Source organism: Natrialba sp. PRR66, from assembly GCF_034808065.1.
GTDB classification, from domain to species: domain Archaea; phylum Halobacteriota; class Halobacteria; order Halobacteriales; family Natrialbaceae; genus Natrialba; species Natrialba aegyptia.
Map to the genome: position 1 here is coordinate 405,687 of NZ_JAXHGN010000002.1, position 18,892 is coordinate 424,578.

Below are 18,892 nucleotides of genomic sequence, written 5' to 3' on the forward strand. Positions count from 1 at the left end.
CATCATATGTGTACCTATTGGCGAGTATTAGAATGGAATTGGGCCAAATATGGGTCAAGAGGAGACTTATTAAAGAACAGGATCTCACGCTCCGTTCTGAGGACGATCCAACGCCGAGAGCCGGTATCTCGACCGAATCACACTCGCGTGGTTCACTCCGTAACCCGACGATCGCAGCGGAGGGACGATGATGAACTCGAACGATCTCGTTGAAGCGTTCGTTCGTCGACCGGTGCTGCGGCAGTTGCTACGGCCTGTGGTCGCATTTATTGCCGTCATTGTCGCCGGAATCGTGGGCTTTCGTACGGTTGATGGGATCGGAATCATCGATTCGCTCTTCTGGTTGATCGACCCCACGAGCATCGAACTCCACTTCCAGACTCACGAGGGCCCTGCAACGCTCGTCAAAGCATACGCTATCGTCGTGCTTTCCGGCTTGGTCGTCGCTAGTTTATGGATCGGTGAAACGCTGTTTTCAGCGGCGTTTGGCGGACAAATACAGGAAGAGTTCAAACATATGAAGATCGAACAAGACATCAACGCCCTTTCAGATCACGTCGTTATCTGTGGCTACGGGACGTTCGGAAAGACCATCGCAGCGCGGCTCCGGGAGGCAGACCGCAAGGTGGTAGTTATCGAACAACAGGACGCACAGTACCAGCAGGCAATCGAAGACGGAATTCTCGCGGTAAACGGTGATGCGCGCCGTGAAGAGACGCTCACTGATTCGGGTGTCAAGCAGGCGGCTACTGTCGTCGGAGCGATCGACGATTCGAATGCGAACATCCAAATCGCTATCGCGGCGAGTCAACTCGCGCCGACGGTAACGCTCGTCGTCCGCGCTGGCGACCAACGCGATGAAGCGCTCGCCCGTCGTGCCGGTGCGGACGAGGTCGTGATTCCGGAAGTCGTGAGTGGCGAACACGTTTGTACGTCGCTGTAACGCCAGCACACTGCGTGGTCGCTACACTGTTTGGGGTTGTGAGCCGATGCTGCGGTCTCCGCACTCTCTCCCTCTCTCCCTCTCTTTCTCTCTGGAAACGTCATATCCGGGGACGCAAACGATGGATAAAACAGAAACCAGTGCAGTCGAGTTCTTATCCGGCCGGCGGCCCTGTTCCGTATCGAGCGTATGTCACGGCCACGAGAGTTCGCCGCCGATACGCGGTGGGGATGGTGCTGTCCGCGCTGCGAGTCTGACGTTCCAGTGCGCAAGGATCCACGGTCAGAGACGTTCCGGTGGGAGTGTCCGGACGAGTCGTGTCCGGCCATCGGGTTCGGGTTCACGTCGCGACGACGGGCGCGGATCGCACTCCGAGAGTATCGGGAGCGGTATCAAGAGATATATCGATAATCGGGGCCCGATCTTAGCCGACGAGCGTCGCCCTCGCGCCGGGGTTCGAATCGGCAGTGATCGCAGCCGACGGTTCGGCGGGTTCGGTATCGGTTTCGGTCCCACCCCCGTCGTCCGCCGATTCCTCGATCACGTACCGCTGTCCCAGCATCGGGTCGAGCAGGCTATCGACCTCGCCGCGGTCGTCGCGGAGGACCGGCGCGTCGTCCGTATTCGGTTCGTCCAGTCTGTTATCGATCGCACTGCTGAGATTAACCCCCATCGTCTCGGCTCGCACGTCGTTCCTGGCTTCGAGTTCAGCCTCGTCGAACGCGGTATCGTCGTTCGTCGCCACGATTTCGATGTTCTGGACGTCGTTCGAGTCCGACGTGCGGAAACTGTAGGCGTCGGGGAAGGCTTCCTGTACCGTCCGGTACTGGGCGCGATAGAACTCGGCGGCCGGTCCGTTCGGAGCCGAAATGACGTTCGCGTGGAAGCGGCCGTCGTCGGCCAGCCGATCCGAAACGAGTTCCATGAACTCGACGGTGGTCAGATGGAAGGGGACCTGTTCTTTCTTGTAGGCGTCGAGGACGATCACGTCGTAGGTCTGGTCGGTTCGCTGGAGGAACTGTCGCCCGTCGGTCGCGTGGACGTTGATATCGTCGGACTGGTCGGGGTCTTCGAGGCCGAAGTACTCCTCTGCGGCGTCGGTGACGGACGGATCGATTTCGACCACGTCGACCGTCGCGTTGTACTGGTCAGCGAAGTCCTGCGGCCCGGTGTAGCCGCCACCGCCGATGAACAGGACGCGGTCGACATCCTCGATATCGTCGCTCATGAGCATCGGCAGGTGGAAGTACTTCGTGTAGGTGAAGACGTGTCGGTCCGGTTGGTCGAGATCGAGCGCGCTGTGTTGTGCGCCGTCGAGGTACATCGTCCGCTCGCCGCCGTTATCGATGACCTCGAGTTGTTGGTACGGCGTCTGGGTCTCGTAGACGACCTCGCCCCGGTGGTCGATGTCGAAGAGGGCGGGACCGCCGGCGGCAGCGCCGACGAGCGCGAGCGCGACGAGTACGCTGGCGGCGGTCGGCCTGCGCGGCAGTTCCGGAACTACAAGGATGAGTGCGGTGCCAACGAGCATGAGTCCGAACAGGAGACCGATCCCGTCGATGCTCAGTGCCGGAATGAAAACGAACGTCGTCGCCCCCGAACCGACGATGCTGCCGATCGTGCCGAGGGCGTAGACGTGGCCGGAGGCTTCCCCGGTGCCTTCCTTCTTCGAGAGTTCAGCCGCGTAGGGGCTGATGAACCCGAGGAGGTAGGTCGGGGGGCCAAAGAGGACGATGACGGCCGGCAGGGACGCGTATCGCGCCGGGAGTGCGAGCGCCGAGGTGTACGTGAGCAGAATGTCGCTCGCGAAGACGACGACGCCGACGTACGCCGCGGTCGCGAGCATGAGCCAACTCATCTGGCGGTTCGTCGCGACCGCCGCGCGCTTGCCGCCCTGCCAGTAGCCGAGGCTCAACGCGGCGAGCAAGACGGTCAGGATTCCCCCAACCGTGTAGATGTGATTTCCGAACTCGGGCGCGAGCGTCCGCATGGCGAGCATCTCGAGACCCATGCTGGTGACGCCCGAGATGAAGACGGCGAGGTCGGGTTTGCTCGGCCGAACCGAGGCGAACGCGGGGACAGCCATTGCTGGGATTGTCGCGGTCGATCCGTGAGTACCTGTTGGCTTCGGCAGATCGATCCCGGCGGTCCAGTCGCTCGATTTCAGCGCCGATCGACCGTCCCGATGTGATCGCTCACTCCCGGTCGTTTCGCTGGGAGCCGTCACCGGCGAGTTCAGACGCCCCACAAGTGAAACAGAAGTGATGTGTAAGTGCGCCCCTCCGTTGGTTCTGTTATCCGTCTCTACCCACTTAACACCGAATTTCACGAATTCATACCAAAAAGGACTAACTAGTGTAGCCGTGTTGCATCGGTATGACCAATTCGGGTGAACTGCCGCCGGTTGACGATCTCGATACCGTGATCCTCCTTTCGGCGGACTCACTGCGTGCCGACCGCGTGCACGCGACCCGCAACGGCGAGCCGCTCACACCGACGCTGGACGAACTCGCGGCCGAGGCACTCGAGTTCAACCCCGGCATCGCGCCCGGTCCGTCGACGCGCGACACGATTCCGTCGATGCTCACCGGGAAGTATCCGTCCCAGTTCGACGAATACGGGTTGCCAGCGAGTGGTTCGCCGACGACGATCGCGGAGGAACTGTCGGACCGCGGCTTTGCGACCGCCGGGCTCAGCCAGAACAACTTCACGGGGCGGCGGTACAATATCGACCGCGGGTTCGACTACTTCGATGACGTGAGTGCGCAAGCGCGAAAGGAAAACAACAGCGGTGCGTGGCGGCTATACGTCCGTGATCTGATCGAAGACACGCCGCTCATGGAGGCCGCGTCGCACGCGAACAATCTCGCGATGGAACACCTCGGAAAAAGTCTCTTTCACAGGGACGACGGGGCCGACGTCATCACGGACAGAGCGCTCGATTGGATGGAGGAAACGGACGGCAAACGGTTCCTGTGGGTCCATTATATGGACACCCATCATCCGTACCTCTCGCCGAAACGGATCCAGAAACAGTACGGACGCGTCTTTTCGCCGACGAAGATCAAACAACTCTCGCAGAAAACACGGAGTGCGCAGGACGAAATCACTGACGCGGACGTCCCCGATATGGAGTACGTCTACGACTGCTCGGTCCGCTACGTCGATGAGCAAATCGGCCGTCTTTTCGACCACCTTCGTTCGGAAGGCGAGTTCGAGAACTCGCTTATTATTGTAACCGCGGATCACGGCGAAGGGTTCGGCGAGTTCGGCAAATTCGGTCACGCGCACGAACTGTGGGACACGCTGGTCGCCGTCCCGCTCATCGTTCGTCACCCCCATGGACCGACCCGAACTGTCGATGGCCAAGCACCACTTCGGCTACTGAAAGAATCTATCGTGGACGGAAGCGGACTGTTCGAGCTTTCGGACGGGGGTGCCGACTACGTCTACACGGAAGTCCCGGATTATCGGGAAGACATCAAGGGGGTCCGCGGACCGGAGTACAAACTGATCGATACCGGGGACGAGCGGATCGCGACTCGGATCGCCGACGGCGACGGCGACAGCGACAGCGACGGCGGCGATGAAGAGGTGATTCCCGTCTCGGAAATACCCGAGTCGAAACGCGAGCGGTTAGTCGCCGAACTGGACCGCGAGTTCGAATCCGTGCAGGTCGCGTCGGACGTCGAACGGCGCGAGTTCAAGAAAGACCTGGCCGCGTTAGGCTATCTCGACGAGTGAGACGATCTGTTGTACCGATTTCTCGGCGAATCCGCAGGATGGGTCGCGGGTGCGCCGGCACTGACTTCCAGCGATTCGTCTGAGGCGACGCTCGTCGCTGCATTCAGTACTCTTGTCGTACTCGTACTGCTGTTCTCTCGATGAACCGATTTCGGGCATCGCTTCGACTGTCGGCAGCAGACGGACGGGTTGCAGCCTACGGGCGCGTCATCACGTGCGTGAGAACGAACAGTCCGACCGCGACGACGGCAACAGTGGCGAGACTGAACTCGATCATCCCGATCGTGTCTGCACCCCAGACGAGCCACCAGGCGAACAGCCCCGAGAGGACGGCGTTCAACACAACGAGCAGGCGCGGATCGCCGCTCGAGGACTCGAGTCCGTCACGGAATCCGTCACGCCTGCTCTCCGAATCGGGATCGCTACCCATAGCGCGATAGGGGGACGACACTCACTTAGCCGTTTCCGTGCCGACGATTCGGGTTCGGGTTCGGGTCCGAGTCCGGGTCCGCCGCGTTTGGACGGGGTGTCCGATCACTGACTTCGCCGACGGTCGGTGGCCTGTTGAATCGCAAGCGGGTGGTCAGCACACGCAACGGTGGTCAGGACGAACAGGGCCGTGACGATGGTGCCGAGAGCGAGTCCGGAGATCGGGAGGAAGCCGAACGCGGCCGCAAGTAACAGGCCAACGCTCGCCGTCGCGGTGGCGACGTAGTACGTTTCGTCAGTTATGGCCGGACTGCCGAAACGACCGAGCAGCGATTGGTCGGTTTCGTCATCGGCAGCCATCGGATCGGGTGTCGTGACTTCGAGATACGGTCTGAATATCTCGAGGTGGTCCCCGGGGCTGACGATACCGCGTGACTTGTTGTAGTCGATAACGCCGGCCTTATCGAGTTTCGGCAGGTGCGACTGGTAAAGCGGGATGTAGACCCGTTGGCGCTGTGTCGAGGACAGTTTGGCGACCGTTGTCTCGTGCTCGCGAGCGGCGACGTGCTCCGCAAGATTCCCCATCTTGACGGATTCGTTCGCAGCGAGCATATACCGAATCGCCTCGCGTCTTCGCGAGGTTTGAAGGATATGAAAGACATCGTCATCGGAGAGTGTCGTCGATTCGTCGCGCGAGCGGTCGCTCGCTGATGCATTCGCTGTGGCCGCGGAGGGGGTCGGGCGGTCGGTGGTGCTCATACTACTCACTCAGGTGAGTGAACTACGCCCTCCTAAACGTTATTGTATATCGTGTCGGCATAAACAGTAAAATAGCCATTACGTTTCAATTCGGGAACTGTCTCCATTAAGCACTCATTAGGCAGTTAGTAGCTGTTTACCGGACAATCTCGGCACCTAATAACCACATAATACCGTTCTAATACGCCGATGAATATTGAGTAAAATACGACATTCGCCATAAAATGACTATCTAGTGTTTATGTCTTTCTGGTCGCCCTGAAAGAGCGGCTATTCCCGCCGCAAAACGGTTTCTTCGCCGGGTTCTACTGGAAACGAGTTTCTGGGCGCGAATGCGTCACGGTCCCACTCGGTCTCGCTAATGAGACTGTCCGTTAGCCGCGCGCGCAGTCGCGATTCGACGCCGTCAATTTCAGTGTCGAAATCGTTGTGCTCGCCGGTATCGTCGCGCGCCGTCGCGATAACCACGAGTTCGGTCTGCTGGTCGCCGAACTCGTCGTGCCACTCGAGGTCGGGACGGTTAGAACGGTAGAGATCGCGTTCGAGTGCCGGAAGGGTGGCGATCCAGGGGCCAGTTGCAGTCAGCCGAACGGACGGGCCGGCCTGGGAGAGGGAGAGTTGCATGTCGGTACCGGCGACCCAGACGGTTCCTTTAGAGCGAACGATAGCAGCGGGGAGATCACGGAGAAGGGCGGCGAATCGGTCCGGGTGGAAGGGGCGGCGTGCGCGGAAGACGAACGAGTCGACGCCGTAGGCTTCGGATGGGCGGCGGTGGGTGTGGTCGGCCTCATGATCGTGATCGGAGTTCTGATCGGACGGTTGACTCTGCGCTCGATCCTGGTCCCGACGGCCCCGACTCTGCTGTGCATCAATTGCCGGATCGAATCGACCCACGCCGAGCACTCGATCGGGATCGGCCGCGCTGAACTCGGTGTGGATCGTCTCGGCGGTCGGCCGAAGCGCGTCGAGAAGCGCATCCGTTTCGGCGAGTTCGGCCGGTTCACAGCGGTCAGCCTTGTTGCAAAGAATCAGGTCGGCGGCCTCGAGTTGCTCGATCAGGAGGTCCGAAAGCGGGCGGTCGGATTCTGCGGCCGGATCGGTCCGGCGTTCCGGTACCGCTTCCCCCGCGAAGGTGTCGATGAACAGCGGCGTATCGAGGACGGTAACGATCGCATCGACGGCATAGCGAGCGGCGACGCGCGAGGTCGTGGTAAAGAGGCGAGCAACGGGTTCCGGCTCGGAGATGCCGGAGGACTCGACGACGAGGTGATCGAACTCGTAGGAACGGGCCAGCCGGACGACGGCGGTTTCGAGGTCGTCTTGTAGTTCACAGCAGAGACAGCCGTTCGAGAGTTCGGCGATGCCGTCGTCGACGTCGAGTTCCGACCCGTCGGCGACGAGTTCGGCGTCGACGTTCACCTCGCCCATATCGTTGATCAGGACGGCGAGATCGCGGCCGTCGGCGTGTTGGAGCAGGTGATTGAGCAGCGTCGTCTTACCGGCTCCGAGGCTGCCGGCGAGAATCGTGACGGGAGTCGTCGCGGCCATATCGAAAGTGATTGTATTGCACGGGTTAAGCCTCGTCGCCTCGGGCCGTCTTTGACCGTGAGATTCTGTGGATAGATCGTTCACAGTGAAAGTAATGATAACCTACTTGTATATGAAGAATCAAATCGACCCTGTATGCAACAACGTCCCCGCCGCGCAGTTCTTGGAGGAATCGGTGCGACGATGATTACTGCCCTCTCCGGTTCGACCGTTGCGACGACGGAGTCCGAACGCACGCCCGTTGCCTCCACGACGACCGAATCGTCGTTCGACGACGTGCTCGCGTACCTTCCAGCAGCGGTCGCCGACGACTCGATGGTCGTAACCGCGGTCGATTACGACCGCCTGCTCGAGGCCGACCAGCCCCACGATCCCCGTCCGTCCGTTGGCTCACTCGATATCGATGCGGAGTCGGTCTCAAAGAGCGCCTTCGTGACCTCCTACACCGACGAGTTCTCCCAGCCGCTCAGGGTCTTCGTCACCGATAGTGAACTCGAAGCCGAGACCGAGACCCGCGAGAGTGACGCCGGTATTGAGTACGAGTTCACCGCACACGACAGCCGGGATGAGACCGTCGTCGGAACGGACGGCGACGTTCTCGTCGTTGCCACGGACGCCGAGACAGTCGACGCGGCGTTCGACGCGAAGGCGGGCGAGGGAGATCGACTTCTCAAATCCGCGTCGACGGTCGAAGACGGATTGACGGTCTTCGACGGCAGCGACGCACGGACCGTTCAGGTCGGCGACGAGCAAATGGCGCCACGCGATGTCGAGGACGCAGCTGTTGAGTACGTCGTCCGCGCACAGACCGTTCTCGATCGAGACACGATGGAAGTTTCGATTGGCGTCCAGTTCGAGGACGAGTCGGCTGTTACCGACGAACTGATCGAAACCCTCGAGGCGGAGTTTGCCTACACTGCAACGGCGGACGAACCCGCGGTCGAGGTTGATGGAGCGTTCGTCAGCACTACGGTCGAACGCGATCTCGCCGCCGAACGAGCCGTTCGGGAGCACGACAGTCCCGGTAGCCTCCACGTCGACCGTGAGATCGATCTCGACGACGAGTACCTCGAGATCGAACTCCTCCGCGGCGACCCAACGCCGATCGAGGACGTTACCTTCGAGGTCGACGGTGAAGAGTACGACCGCGACATCTGGACCAACGGTCACGGCAAACTCGAGGCCGGCGATACGATCGTCATGGACATGGACGATGTCGAACCGAACCTGTCGATCAGCCTCAGTCACGATCACGCCCTCGGCGGTTCCACGAGCGGAACGTCGATCCTCTCTCACTTCCGCTTCGAGTCCGAGTTCGACGTCGATACCGGCGAGCTCGGCGTCACGTACGACGACGACTTCCCGCTCGACGGCGATCGAGTTCACCTCGCGGTTTACGAGGACCGACCGTATTACCGGCCCGACGAGGAGGCACCCGAACCGCGAACGTCCGCCCAGCCGTGGACGGGTGAGACGCTGTCCGAAGGAGACACGGCGACGCTCGACGGCGTCGAACCCGGTGATACGGTCCTCGTCGGCTGGGACGGTACCGCGTACGACGACAGCATCAGCCGAGTGCAGGCTCGTCCTCCGGGACACGTCTCCTTCGAGTACGACTACGACAGCGAGCGGCTCGAGGCGGTTCTCGAGTTCGGCAGCCGCCGACCCGCCTCGGAGATGGATGAAGCCGAGGCGAGCGACATCGAGCGATCGGCGTCGGAGTACGAACTCCTGATCGACGGCGAGCCCGCCGACACGCAGTGGACGGACGAGTTCGAGACGGTCAGTTCGGGTGCCACGATCGAACTCACGGACGTGCCGATCGGTGTGGATGTCGAGGCCGTCTGGGCCGCCACGGAGACGCGAATCGGCTCGACCCAGCCGCAGCCGTCGGTCGAACTCGAGTACGATGCTGGGACGATCGAACACGTCGGCGGCGACGAACTGTCCGCCGCCGAACTGACGGCTGAGGTCTGGACGGATGAGGACAGATTCGAAATCGAACTCGGCGACGAGATCGACGGCGATTTCGAGGAGGGAGAAACGTTCACGGTCGACGCCGGTACCGAAGCCGATAGCGACGACGAGCTCGGCGAGGTCTACCACGTGTCGATTCGCTATGCCGGCGAGTATCAGGTTGGATACGCGTATCCGAACCGATAATCGATCGTTTCGCTCTCTGGTCTTCGCTCTTCGTCGCTCTCCGTTCTTCACGCGACCGCCGGCGCGCTGGTCTCTGCGACCAGAGCGTCATCAGCGTCCTGCCCTCGAACGCGCCGGTGATCGAAGTTGTAGTCGCTAATGGGGGCAGTGGACGCGCGATCGCGCGACAGGTATGCGATCGGTGTGTAACCTGGGTGCGACTATAGCGCGCATGTTTCTATTCTGTTCTGTTCTGTTCTGTTTCGGCGCGGCGGCTGCCACCGAATAACGTCGCAGGCGAGGGCGGCGAAAGGGTGATACCTTTTAGTCTCCGGCCTCGAGTATGACCGACGATGACACTTGCCGATCGAATCGCGTCGTACCAGGCAACGCTCGAGGAGTGGCTTCGCGGGCTCTTTCACGGACTGTTCACGCATCCGGCCTACGAGAAGATCGAGCAGGAGGCCGAGGACACGGAGGATGCGTTCATGTTGGCGTGTTTCCCCGACGCCTTCGGCATCCCGAGTCCGGTTTCGTACTACACCGCTGAACTCCTCCCGTATCTGGAGGACGAGTTCAGCGCGTGGGAGCGTCGGATGTGGGATCGGCAGTCGGTTATCGAACGAAAGGGACACCAGTATCACTTCTGAGGGCAGACAACGCAATGTATTCCACGACGGTGATTCCACGTCCGCGCCCGTATTCGCGTTCGCTGTCGGCAGTAGCGCCGACGCTGCCGCGTGGGACGACCCTGCTGACTGACCTGGCGATCCGATTCAACCGATGACCGAGTTCGTCTTTTTCGGCGGCAAGGGAGGGGTCGGCAAGACGACGGTTTCGTGCGCACACGCACTCGAGTGCGCCGGTTCGGGGCACGAGACGCTCGTCGTGTCGACCGATCCGGCCCACAGCACGACCGACGTGTTCGAGCAGGACTTCGGTGATGAGCCCCGGGAAGTCGAGGGGTATACCGGCCTCTCGGCGATGGAAATCGACCCGGAGCGAGAGGTACAGGACCATCTGCAGGATCTCAAGCGGCAGTTAAATGCACAGCTCTCTGCGGCGATGGTCAACGAGGTGGACATCCAACTGGAGATGGCACATCAGACGCCGGGTGCCTACGAGGCGGCCCTGTTCGATCGATTCGTCGATGTGATGCAGACCGCCGAGGATTACGACACGGTGATCTTCGACACCTCGCCGACCGGATCGACGCTGCGACTGCTCGCGCTACCGGATCTCCTCGAACAGTGGATCGATCGACTGGTGGCCAAACGCAAGCGGAGTATCGACCGCTACGAGAAGGCTGCGATCGGCAACCGGGAGCCCCGACGGGTGATGGACGGCGACCCCGTCCTCGCTCGCCTCCAGCAACGCAAGGAGCGATTCGAGTTCGCCGGCGAGGTGCTGCGGGAAAACGCCTCGTTTTACCTCGTGTTGAATCCGGACGAACTCTCGATCCGGGAGACGCGCCGCTCGGTCGAGACGCTTACTGACGCGGACCTCCCCGTTCGCGGACTCGTCGTCAACCGATTGACGCCGGAACCCGACCCCGACGAGGACGGCCGGGGCGCACGCTATCTCCGCGAGCGGGTCGCGACCGAACGCGACCGCCTCGACCAAATCGAGCGCGAGTTCGACGTGCCGGTCGTCGCAACCATCGAAACGCGCGTCGAGGAGGTTCGCGGCAGTCTCCTCGAAGACGTCGCAGCTGAACTCGATATGGGGAGCACAGACGAACAGTCGCGGCTGGAGTAGATTGAACTCGCGAGGTTTTGAGGTGCCCATTTGTTTCCGACTTGTCGCATAACCACTAATTTCTTCCATTTGATAGCGAAAAGAGATGTTTTCTCGAAGGGAATGCGGACCTCAATAAATAATATTTATAGTGTCTCCGTCCAACAACCGGCACGTGATATAATACCATGGCGGGTGTAATATGGATCGTGGCACTGGTGCTGGTGTTGTTCACCGTCTCGTACGTCGGGTACGGGCGGTATCTCTCGCAGTTCGTGGGGTTAGACGACAGTCGCGAGACGCCAGCGCACAAGTACCAGGACGGACAGGAGTACGTACCGGCGAAGAAGCCGGTGCTACTGGGGCACCACTACTCGAGTATCGCGGGCGGCGCGCCGATCGTCGGTCCGATAACGGCGGCACTGGTCTGGGGGTGGGTTCCAGCCGCGCTGTGGGTCGCCATCGGGAACCCGCTGATCGGCGCGGTCCACGACTTCGTCTCGTTGTCGGGAAGCCTTCGACACGAGGGGAAGTCGATCGGCTACATCATCGGGGAGTACGTCGGGGAGCAGGGCAAGAACATGTTGCTGTGGTTCGCGTTCCTGCTGACAATTCTCGTGGTGGCGGTATTCGCGCTGGTCATTGGATTCGTGTTCGACTCCTATCCGCAGGCCGCGACGGCCAGCATGCTCTACGTGGCGCTCGCGCTGTTCTTCGGATTCTGGCTGTACCAACTGAATCTGCCGTTCTCGGTGGGAACGGTCGTCTTCGTCACCGGTATCTTCGCGACGGTGTACGTGGGCATTCAGTATCCGATCGCGTTCTTCGGTGCGGAGTTCGAGAACGCACCCGACACGATCGTCCTGTTCGGAGAGACTGCACCGTCGATAATTCCGGAACTCGGCTTCAATCCGAACGTCGGCATGTGGGTGCTGGTAATGCTCGTCTACGGGGCGATCGCTAGCGTCCTGCCGGTATGGATGCTGCTCCAGCCCCGCGACTACCTGTCGTCGTTCCTGCTGTACACGGGGGTCGGCGGCGCGCTGCTGGCAGTCATCGTCGGCACGTTCGTGACCAGCACCAGCGAACCGTTGACGTTCCAGGTCGACGCGTGGTACGGCGCGTTTGGCAGTGAAAATGCTGGTTACGAACTCATGCCGCTTTTCCCGCTACTGTTCATTACGATCGCCTGTGGAACCGTCAGTGGCTTCCACTCGCTGGTCTCTTCCGGAACGACGGCCAAGCAACTGGACAAGGAGACCGATGCCCGTCTGATCGGCTACGGCGGGATGCTCGGCGAGGGACTGCTCGCGGCCGTCGCGCTCTGTACGATCGGCATCGCGGGATTCGCCGGAGCGAGTGGGGGGATTGGTCTCGCTCTGCCCAACTTCGCGGACGGTGGCGGCGTAATCCTCACCGCGTTCGGTATTCCGGAGAGCTACGGCGCGCCGTTCATGGCGCTAGTGCTCGCCAGCTTCCTCCTGACGAGCATGGACACGGCCGTCAGGCTCAGCCGGTACATGGTCGAGGAACTCGTCGGTACGCCCACAACGTCGATCCAATCGTTCGCCGCCAACCGCTACGCAAACACGAGCGTCGTGGTACTCGTCGCCTTCCTTCTACTCGGTACGGGTAGCTGGGAAGACCTGTGGCTGCTGTTCGGCGGTGCGAACCAGTTGCTGGCCGCGCTGGCGCTGTTGACCGGAACGGTCTGGTTGACCAACTGGGACCGCAGCAAGCAACTTATCAGCACTGGTGGACCACTGGCGGTGATGGGCGTTATTACGGTTCTCGGCCTCCTGTGGGTCGCCTTCTATCAGGTCCTGTTCGTCCGGCTGATTTCCGGTGATCCGGGAATATGGATCTGGATCGCCGCCGGGAGTCAGATCGTCATCAACCTGACGCTGGTCGGACTGGCGCTGGCCCTATTCTGGAAGGGATATGGTAACATTAAGTCAACCGGCGATGTCGGCGGCGAACCCGTGGCTGCCGACGGAGGTGACGGGATACCTGAAGACGACTGAAGCTGCAGTCGACAGGTGATCAGTCCGAGAAGGCCTGATTTGATATTGTTTATGTGGCGACAAATATCATGTAGTGGGGCTGAGTAGATCGAATTATTCTTCCTGCTCGGTAGCGTTCGATGGGAGTTCGCTGGACACTGTTCGGCGGCGTGAACCAGTTCCTGGCGTCGCTGGCGCTACTGACCGGCACGGTCTGGCTAGCCAACTGAAGCAAGCCCAAGCAGTTGCTCTCCACCGGTGTTCCGATGGCGCTGATGGTCGCGAGCGCGTTGCGGAATACCGTTCTTTCAACGGCCCGAGGAGAAGAGTTCCGAATCGAGCGATCTACCGGCTACAGCTGGAACCGGCGCGAGATCAGTCTGAGGAGCCCCGGCTCCTCGCGCTCGATCGGCTCCCAGAGGCGAAACGCCGACGCCACGTCAGCATTCTCGCTCGCGACCAGCGCCTCCGACGCCGGCGCGACGACGACGATATTGATCTCGTAGTGACCGTGATAGCCGTACTTCAATAGCGTCCGCCCGTCGACGGCCTCGATGCGACGCCGCACGTCCGCCGGGTCCGGAATCGACGGCGTAACGAGGACGAACGTGAACTCCGTGGCAAAGTGCTCTTCGTCCGCCTCGATCCACTCGTCCGCGAGTTCGGAGCCGAGGTCGGCAAAGTGCCCCAGCGTTCGGTCGTCAACAGCGTCGACGTGCGTGACGAACAGGTGCTCGGTCGACTCGTGGCCGGCGAACGAGAGCGCGGGATGGAAGACGTGCTTCTGGTTGACGACCGAAAGCCTCCCGTAGAGCGTGAAGTCCTCGCCGGCGACCCGGTAGTCTTTCTCGAGATCGTAGTTGTGCATGAGCCGATCGCTGACTCGGTCGATGAACTCGTCGTCCCAGTCGGGGACGGCTGCAAGGTCGCGGTCGCCGGCTGCATCCTCGCCGCCCGGATCGAGACCCGTTTCGGTTGGCCTGTCCGCTGGACGTTCCATGTGAAGTGATGCCACGTCGACCTCAAAAGTCCGTCGGGTACCCGTCCGGGGGCGAGCGGCTGGCAACAGCGGTCAGCGCTCGACCGGTGAAGTCTCCCAGCGAACCATGTGTTTACATACCACGGTGACGAACCGTGGAGACGAGAACAACACATGGCACGAGACCGAGAAGCGTGCGGACGGTGTTCGACTTCCATCGTCGTTGACGCCGCACAGGGCGACCAGCACGACGGCGAGCGCGGTGGCCGCAATCCCTACGGCGACGCGCGTATCGAAGTCGACGACACACAACTGCGGCGGTTCTCCCCCGACGGCTGGGTCAGCCGCGTCGCGAGTGAACTCGATGCCGTCGTGCGTCGATTTACCTGGGGTGAGTAAACGGTTCACACCATCCGAGACCATCGTCGCCAGTACCGCCCCCCACCGTATACGTACCGGCGATTTTGCTATCGACGGTGAACTCGTCGAGGCGTCCGCGGCGATGCGTATCCGGTTACGTTTCGGTGGTGTCGACCGAGCGGTAGATCTCCGAGCGGAGTTCGGCCGCTCGTTCTTCGTCGATGACGGCTTCGGCCTCGAGTTCGTCGAGAATCCCGATGATCGCATCACAGAGTCGCTCCGGATGGTCGATACGGACCTCTGAGTCGTCCATACGATCCCGACCACGCCGAGGGTATTCAACGACCGGGGCAAAAACCAGCGGTTCTCGTCCGGCTTCGATAGTCAGAAAGCAGGACGACGGCTCGTGAGTTCGGGTGCGGGTCTCATCCGGTAATCGGAGCGACCTCCTGCTGACTCAGTTCGTCGTAATGACCTCGATCACGTCCCGTGACTCGACCGTGTAGTCCTTGCCGAGTTGGCGGTTGGTCCGGCAGTCGATTGCGTGGAGGAAGCCGTCGCCGATGTCGGAGTGGAGGCTGTAGGCGAAGTCCTCGGCGGTCGAGTTCGGCGGGATCAGGTAACAGTCGGGCAGGACCTCGCCGCGTTCGTTACCCAGGCCGTTCGCGCCGCCGGGGAAGACGGGCGTGACGCCGAGTACGTCGAACAGGGCAGTTTCGATCGCGGCCTGCACGCCGGTCGCGCCGAACTCGGTGAGGAACTCGCGGATCTGCTCGAGGCCCTGTTCTTGCTCGCCGGAGACCTCACCTGTCATCTCGAACTCGGCGTCACCGGGCCGGTAGTCGACGACGCCGGCCTTGTCGGCGGACTTCAGGGCCTTTTCGGCGTGGGCGCTGCAGGGGACGATCATCAGGTGTTCGTAGTCAGGATCGGTTGTGATTTCCTCGTAGTTGTCCTGCGCTTCGGGGGTGTCCATCTTGTTCGCCGCGATGACCATCGGCTTGGTCTCCTTGCGGATTTCGCGGGCGAGTTCGAGTTCGTCGTCGGCGTCCCAGTCTTCGGGCTCGAAGCCGACGTCGACGCGGCGGATGAGGCGCTTGATCTCGTCCGCGTTGGTCTTGAACGCGCTCATCTGCTCGGCGAGTTCGTCCTCGATGGCGTCGTCTTCTGTGGTGTAGCCGGATTCGTAGCGCTCGATGCCTTTCTCGAGGACGCCGAGGTACCACTGGTCGAGTTCTTCCTCCAGGAACGCGATGTCCTCGCGAGGGTCGTGGCCCTCCGTCGGCTCACCTTCGAGATCCGTCTCGCCGGAGAAGTCGACGACGTGGACGAGTACGTCCGTCTCGTTCAAGTCGGTGAGGAACTGGTTGCCGAGGCCGTTGCCCTCGTGTGCGCCGGGGATCAGGCCGGCGACGTCGACGAGTTTCGTCGGCACGAAGCGGGTGCCGTGGTCGCAGTAGCCGACGTTCGGGGTGCACTCCTCGTCGAACTCGGGGGCGGCGCAGTCGACGCGGACGTAGGCCTCGCCGACGCTCGGGTCGATGGTCGTGAACGGGTAGGCCCCTTCGGGCACGTCGTTCATCGTCGCGGCGTTGAAGAAAGAGGACTTGCCGACGGAGGGTTTGCCGACGAGTCCGATCCGGTAACTCCTACTCATTACCTGTCCCTGACGCGGCCGACCTAAACGGGTTTCTGTCTCGGCGGCGGGTGATATGGTTATTCCTGGCACGCTGACGAGAGACGGGGAAATACGAGAGGACGAAACGGAGAAACAGAACAGAACAACTGAACTCGAAGGGATCGCAGCGCGGAGAGGACTGTCACCGGACCAGCGTCGTCCAACTCCAGCCGGCGAGCGCGACGACGATCAGTGCGAGAACGGCGAAGGCGGCCCACTGCTGCGTCTGGGTCTCCGCGATCGGCCCGAACACGTCGACGAGCCCGGTCGCCTGCATCAGTCCGACGACGATCAACAGGAGCAAGAAGATCGACACGACGCCGACTGCGATCCAGTTGCGAGCCATCTGCTCTCCCTCTTGCTTTGCCTCCTCGGCGTCCCGAGTCGGTTTCTCCGTCGGATCCCGATCGGTCCCGGCGTCGGGATCGAGGTTGGAGTCGCGATCGGACATATCAATCGGTAGACCGGGAGCACGGGAAACGGTTCTACCTGCAGATTCCGGTGGCGTTTGAAGTACGTAACCGCCGCTCCCGACGCCGTCGCTCGCTATTCGAGCACCGTCGCCAGCGCGTCCATCGTCCGCTCGACGCGTTCCGGCCGTGCGTTGTGGCCCATGTGACCGATCCGGACGATATCGTCTTCGAGTTCACCGAGTCCGGTCGCGACGACGATGTCGTGTTCGGTTCGCAGCCGCTCCTGCAGGTCGGTTGCACTGCCGCTGAACTCGAGTGCGGTCACGGTCGGGGAACAGTCCGCGAGGGAGGTGGGGTACGGATCGAGCCCGAGTTCAGTTGCACGGTTGCGACAGCGGGCGGCGGCCTCGCGATGGCGTTCGAAGACCGATTCGAGGCCCTCCTCAAGCAGCAGGTCGGCGGCGGCGTCCAGTCCCAGGACGTTCGAGGCGAGATGGGTGTAGGGGAACCACTCTTCGTCCTCGTCGGCGGCGGTGCGCCAGGGTTCGAGATCGGTGTACAGCGAGGCGGTCTCGACGCGCTCGATGCGCTCCCAGGCTCGATCGCTGATCGTGCAGGTGGCGAGCCCCGGCGGGGCGCTGAAGCACTTCTGGCTCGCGCCGAGACAGACGTCGATCCGATCGGTCGGAACGGGCGCGCCGCCGAGCGAGGAGACGGCGTCGACGACGCTGATGATGTCGCGGGCCTCGAGCACGTCGAGGATCGGCTCGAGGTCGTTCAGCGTGCCGGTGGGAGTTTCGCAGTGGACCATGGTCGCCACGTCGAACGGCTCGTCCGCGCTCTCGATTGCCGCCTCGACGGCGTCCGGGTCGAGCGTTTCGTCCCAGGGGACCCCACAGCGGACCGGCTCGCCGCCGTACTGCTCGACGAAATCGGCGAAGCCGTCGCCGTACAGGCCGTTGGAGAGACAGAGCACGCGGTCCCCGGGAGAGACGAGCGAGGCGATCGCAGCCTCGAGTCCCAGGATCCCCTCGCCGCCGAGAACGACGGTGTCCCGATCTGTCGCGGCGTCGGCCGAACCTGCCGGTCCCGCCATGTGAATCCGCGTGAGTTTGTCCGTCAGGTTTCGGTAGCACGCGAAGAACTCGGGTTCGAGGTCGGGATTCGGCGCTGGCTCGGCCAGCCGCTCTCTAACCGGGGCCGGAATCTCGGTCGGGCCGGGAGTCATCCGCAGTCGATCTGCGGCGAGACAGTCGGTAGTGTCGGTCATGGATGCGTGAGACTATCGCTGGCGAGGACTAAAGTCGTCGGTATCGTCGGTAGCCAGGGCTTCCCACACCGCTGTTCCGCCGGAACGCTCGACCGGAAGGGGCTATCCTTATCGGTCGGGCCGCCACACTGTCGCGTATGCACGTCACGTTTCTCGGCACCGGTAGCGCGATGCCGACCGGCGAGCGCTTTCAGGCTGGTATCCTCGTTCAGAACGACGACCGAACGCTCCTGGTCGACTGCGGCTCCGGCGTCCTCCACCGCCTGCAGCAGTCGGGCGTCGGCTACGAGAGCGTCTCGACGGTCCTGCTGACCCACCACCACCTGGACCACGTCGCCGACCTCCTGCCGCTGATGAAAGCCCGCTGGCTCGCCGGCGAGGAACACTTGGAGGTCGTCGGCCCCCAGGGAACCAAAGCGCTGCTGGACGATCTCCTCTCGGTCCACGAGTACATGCAGGACAAACTCGACTTGCAGGTTCGCGAGGTCGTCCCCGGCGAGTTCAGCGTCGCCGGCTTCGACGTGACGGCCTACGAAACGCGCCACTCTCTGCCGTGTCTGGCCTACCGCTTCGGCGATCTGTTCACCTTCAGCGGCGACACCGAGGCGTTCGCGGGACTGGCGAACTTCGCCGAGGGCTCCGCGATCCTGGCCCACGACTGTTCGTTCCCCGACGACGTCGACGTCTCGAATCACCCGACGCCCGAGGCCCTCGGTCGTGAACTCGCGGGCCGTGATATCGGCCGCGTCTACCTGACACATCTCTATCCGCATACGGAGGGCCGCCACGAGGAAATGCTCGAATCGATCGGCACGCACTACGACGGCGACGTGCGGTTCGCGGAGGACCTGATGACGATTTCGGTCGAGTAAGCGCTGCTTCCGGCT

19 protein-coding genes are annotated in these 18,892 nt (G+C 62.0%); 10 read left to right on the forward strand and 9 right to left on the reverse strand.

Translation table 11 applies throughout. From position 1 onward, the window contains the following. Nucleotides 1–187: 187 nt before the first annotated feature. Nucleotides 188–943: an NAD(P)-binding protein gene (locus SM755_RS08160; protein WP_323172230.1), complete on the forward strand. Its 756-nt coding sequence runs from the start codon at nt 188–190 to the stop codon at nt 941–943. A gap of 189 nt (nt 944–1,132) precedes the next feature. After that, a complete protein-coding gene (locus SM755_RS08165; protein ID WP_323172231.1) occupies nt 1,133–1,354 on the forward strand; it encodes a hypothetical protein in 222 nt (73 codons plus the stop codon). 13 nt (nt 1,355–1,367) lie between these two features. Here SM755_RS08165 and SM755_RS08170 read toward each other — a convergent pair whose 3' ends face one another. Next, entirely contained in the window at nt 1,368–3,029 is a 1,662-nt protein-coding gene (locus SM755_RS08170; protein WP_323172232.1) for a fused MFS/spermidine synthase, read from the reverse strand. Between the two features lie 290 nt (nt 3,030–3,319). Here SM755_RS08170 and SM755_RS08175 point away from each other — a divergent pair, with 290 nt between their 5' ends. Next, the gene (locus SM755_RS08175; protein ID WP_323172233.1) at nt 3,320–4,687 is read left to right on the forward strand and encodes a sulfatase; all 1,368 of its coding nucleotides are present in this window, start codon (nt 3,320–3,322) and stop codon (nt 4,685–4,687) included. A 196-nt stretch (nt 4,688–4,883) separates the two neighbouring features. On the opposite strand, the gene SM755_RS08180 is transcribed toward SM755_RS08175, so the two are convergent. The 3 genes from SM755_RS08180 to SM755_RS08190 all read right to left on the reverse strand — a co-directional run bounded on the left by SM755_RS08180 (nt 4,884) and on the right by SM755_RS08190 (nt 7,423). After that, entirely contained in the window at nt 4,884–5,117 is a 234-nt protein-coding gene (locus tag SM755_RS08180) for a hypothetical protein (protein WP_323172234.1), read from the reverse strand. 104 nt (nt 5,118–5,221) lie between these two features. Next, the gene (locus SM755_RS08185) at nt 5,222–5,875 is read right to left on the reverse strand and encodes a hypothetical protein (protein WP_323172235.1); all 654 of its coding nucleotides are present in this window, start codon (nt 5,873–5,875) and stop codon (nt 5,222–5,224) included. A 270-nt stretch (nt 5,876–6,145) separates the two neighbouring features. Continuing rightward, complete coding sequence (locus SM755_RS08190; RefSeq protein WP_323172236.1) at nt 6,146–7,423, reverse strand: GTP-binding protein; 1,278 nt, start codon at nt 7,421–7,423, stop codon at nt 6,146–6,148. 135 nt (nt 7,424–7,558) lie between these two features. Between SM755_RS08190 and SM755_RS08195 the strand changes: the two genes are divergently transcribed. From SM755_RS08195 to SM755_RS24375, 5 genes are all read left to right on the forward strand, one after another. Further along, nucleotides 7,559–9,586 carry a hypothetical protein gene (locus SM755_RS08195; protein ID WP_323172237.1) on the forward strand — a complete coding sequence of 676 codons (2,028 nt, stop codon included), beginning with the start codon at nt 7,559–7,561 and terminating at the stop codon, nt 9,584–9,586. 332 nt (nt 9,587–9,918) lie between these two features. Next, entirely contained in the window at nt 9,919–10,215 is a 297-nt protein-coding gene (locus tag SM755_RS08200; protein ID WP_006665891.1) for a hypothetical protein, read from the forward strand. Between the two features lie 133 nt (nt 10,216–10,348). Continuing rightward, entirely contained in the window at nt 10,349–11,323 is a 975-nt protein-coding gene (locus SM755_RS08205) for a TRC40/GET3/ArsA family transport-energizing ATPase (RefSeq protein ID WP_323172238.1), read from the forward strand. Between the two features lie 167 nt (nt 11,324–11,490). Continuing rightward, nucleotides 11,491–13,326 (forward strand): carbon starvation protein A, encoded by a 1,836-nt coding sequence (locus tag SM755_RS08210; protein WP_323172239.1) that lies wholly within the window; start codon nt 11,491–11,493, stop codon nt 13,324–13,326. Between the two features lie 119 nt (nt 13,327–13,445). After that, nucleotides 13,446–13,535 (forward strand): carbon starvation CstA 5TM domain-containing protein, encoded by a 90-nt coding sequence (locus SM755_RS24375; protein ID WP_369335241.1) that lies wholly within the window; start codon nt 13,446–13,448, stop codon nt 13,533–13,535. A gap of 122 nt (nt 13,536–13,657) precedes the next feature. On the opposite strand, the gene SM755_RS08215 is transcribed toward SM755_RS24375, so the two are convergent. After that, on the reverse strand, nt 13,658–14,305 hold the full coding sequence (locus SM755_RS08215; RefSeq protein ID WP_323172240.1) for a hypothetical protein: 648 nt from the start codon (nt 14,303–14,305) through the stop codon (nt 13,658–13,660). A gap of 153 nt (nt 14,306–14,458) precedes the next feature. Between SM755_RS08215 and SM755_RS08220 the strand changes: the two genes are divergently transcribed. After that, on the forward strand, nt 14,459–14,683 hold the full coding sequence (locus SM755_RS08220) for a hypothetical protein (RefSeq protein WP_323172241.1): 225 nt from the start codon (nt 14,459–14,461) through the stop codon (nt 14,681–14,683). A 115-nt stretch (nt 14,684–14,798) separates the two neighbouring features. Here the strand turns inward: SM755_RS08220 and SM755_RS08225 are convergent, their stop codons facing one another. The 4 genes from SM755_RS08225 to SM755_RS08240 all read right to left on the reverse strand — a co-directional run bounded on the left by SM755_RS08225 (nt 14,799) and on the right by SM755_RS08240 (nt 18,005). Beyond that, a complete protein-coding gene (locus tag SM755_RS08225) occupies nt 14,799–14,957 on the reverse strand; it encodes a hypothetical protein (RefSeq protein ID WP_323172242.1) in 159 nt (52 codons plus the stop codon). A 144-nt stretch (nt 14,958–15,101) separates the two neighbouring features. Beyond that, a complete protein-coding gene (locus SM755_RS08230) occupies nt 15,102–16,301 on the reverse strand; it encodes a redox-regulated ATPase YchF (RefSeq protein WP_323172243.1) in 1,200 nt (399 codons plus the stop codon). Nucleotides 16,302–16,464: 163 nt separating this feature from the next. Continuing rightward, nucleotides 16,465–16,773, reverse strand: coding sequence for a hypothetical protein (locus SM755_RS08235; protein ID WP_006824906.1), 309 nt, complete (start codon nt 16,771–16,773; stop codon nt 16,465–16,467). Between the two features lie 95 nt (nt 16,774–16,868). Beyond that, nucleotides 16,869–18,005: an alanine--glyoxylate aminotransferase family protein gene (locus SM755_RS08240; RefSeq protein WP_323172244.1), complete on the reverse strand. Its 1,137-nt coding sequence runs from the start codon at nt 18,003–18,005 to the stop codon at nt 16,869–16,871. A 137-nt stretch (nt 18,006–18,142) separates the two neighbouring features. Between SM755_RS08240 and SM755_RS08245 the strand changes: the two genes are divergently transcribed. Further along, nucleotides 18,143–18,877 carry an MBL fold metallo-hydrolase gene (locus SM755_RS08245; RefSeq protein WP_006665901.1) on the forward strand — a complete coding sequence of 245 codons (735 nt, stop codon included), beginning with the start codon at nt 18,143–18,145 and terminating at the stop codon, nt 18,875–18,877. Nucleotides 18,878–18,892: the final 15 nt, after the last annotated feature.

Bases quoted from the DNA above. Each gene is read 5' to 3' on its own strand.
- SM755_RS08160 (WP_323172230.1), top strand. From the start codon at position 188: ATGATGAACTCGAACGATCTCGTTGAAGCGTTCGTTCGTCGACCGGTG.
- SM755_RS08165 (WP_323172231.1), top strand. From the start codon at position 1,133: ATGTCACGGCCACGAGAGTTCGCCGCCGATACGCGGTGGGGATGGTGC.
- SM755_RS08170 (WP_323172232.1), bottom strand. From the start codon at position 3,029: ATGGCTGTCCCCGCGTTCGCCTCGGTTCGGCCGAGCAAACCCGACCTC.
- SM755_RS08175 (WP_323172233.1), top strand. From the start codon at position 3,320: ATGACCAATTCGGGTGAACTGCCGCCGGTTGACGATCTCGATACCGTG.
- SM755_RS08180 (WP_323172234.1), bottom strand. From the start codon at position 5,117: ATGGGTAGCGATCCCGATTCGGAGAGCAGGCGTGACGGATTCCGTGAC.
- SM755_RS08185 (WP_323172235.1), bottom strand. From the start codon at position 5,875: ATGAGCACCACCGACCGCCCGACCCCCTCCGCGGCCACAGCGAATGCA.
- SM755_RS08190 (WP_323172236.1), bottom strand. From the start codon at position 7,423: ATGGCCGCGACGACTCCCGTCACGATTCTCGCCGGCAGCCTCGGAGCC.
- SM755_RS08195 (WP_323172237.1), top strand. From the start codon at position 7,559: ATGCAACAACGTCCCCGCCGCGCAGTTCTTGGAGGAATCGGTGCGACG.
- SM755_RS08200 (WP_006665891.1), top strand. From the start codon at position 9,919: ATGACACTTGCCGATCGAATCGCGTCGTACCAGGCAACGCTCGAGGAG.
- SM755_RS08205 (WP_323172238.1), top strand. From the start codon at position 10,349: ATGACCGAGTTCGTCTTTTTCGGCGGCAAGGGAGGGGTCGGCAAGACG.
- SM755_RS08210 (WP_323172239.1), top strand. From the start codon at position 11,491: ATGGCGGGTGTAATATGGATCGTGGCACTGGTGCTGGTGTTGTTCACC.
- SM755_RS24375 (WP_369335241.1), top strand. From the start codon at position 13,446: ATGGGAGTTCGCTGGACACTGTTCGGCGGCGTGAACCAGTTCCTGGCG.
- SM755_RS08215 (WP_323172240.1), bottom strand. From the start codon at position 14,305: ATGGAACGTCCAGCGGACAGGCCAACCGAAACGGGTCTCGATCCGGGC.
- SM755_RS08220 (WP_323172241.1), top strand. From the start codon at position 14,459: ATGGCACGAGACCGAGAAGCGTGCGGACGGTGTTCGACTTCCATCGTC.
- SM755_RS08225 (WP_323172242.1), bottom strand. From the start codon at position 14,957: ATGGACGACTCAGAGGTCCGTATCGACCATCCGGAGCGACTCTGTGAT.
- SM755_RS08230 (WP_323172243.1), bottom strand. From the start codon at position 16,301: ATGAGTAGGAGTTACCGGATCGGACTCGTCGGCAAACCCTCCGTCGGC.
- SM755_RS08235 (WP_006824906.1), bottom strand. From the start codon at position 16,773: ATGTCCGATCGCGACTCCAACCTCGATCCCGACGCCGGGACCGATCGG.
- SM755_RS08240 (WP_323172244.1), bottom strand. From the start codon at position 18,005: ATGACCGACACTACCGACTGTCTCGCCGCAGATCGACTGCGGATGACT.
- SM755_RS08245 (WP_006665901.1), top strand. From the start codon at position 18,143: ATGCACGTCACGTTTCTCGGCACCGGTAGCGCGATGCCGACCGGCGAG.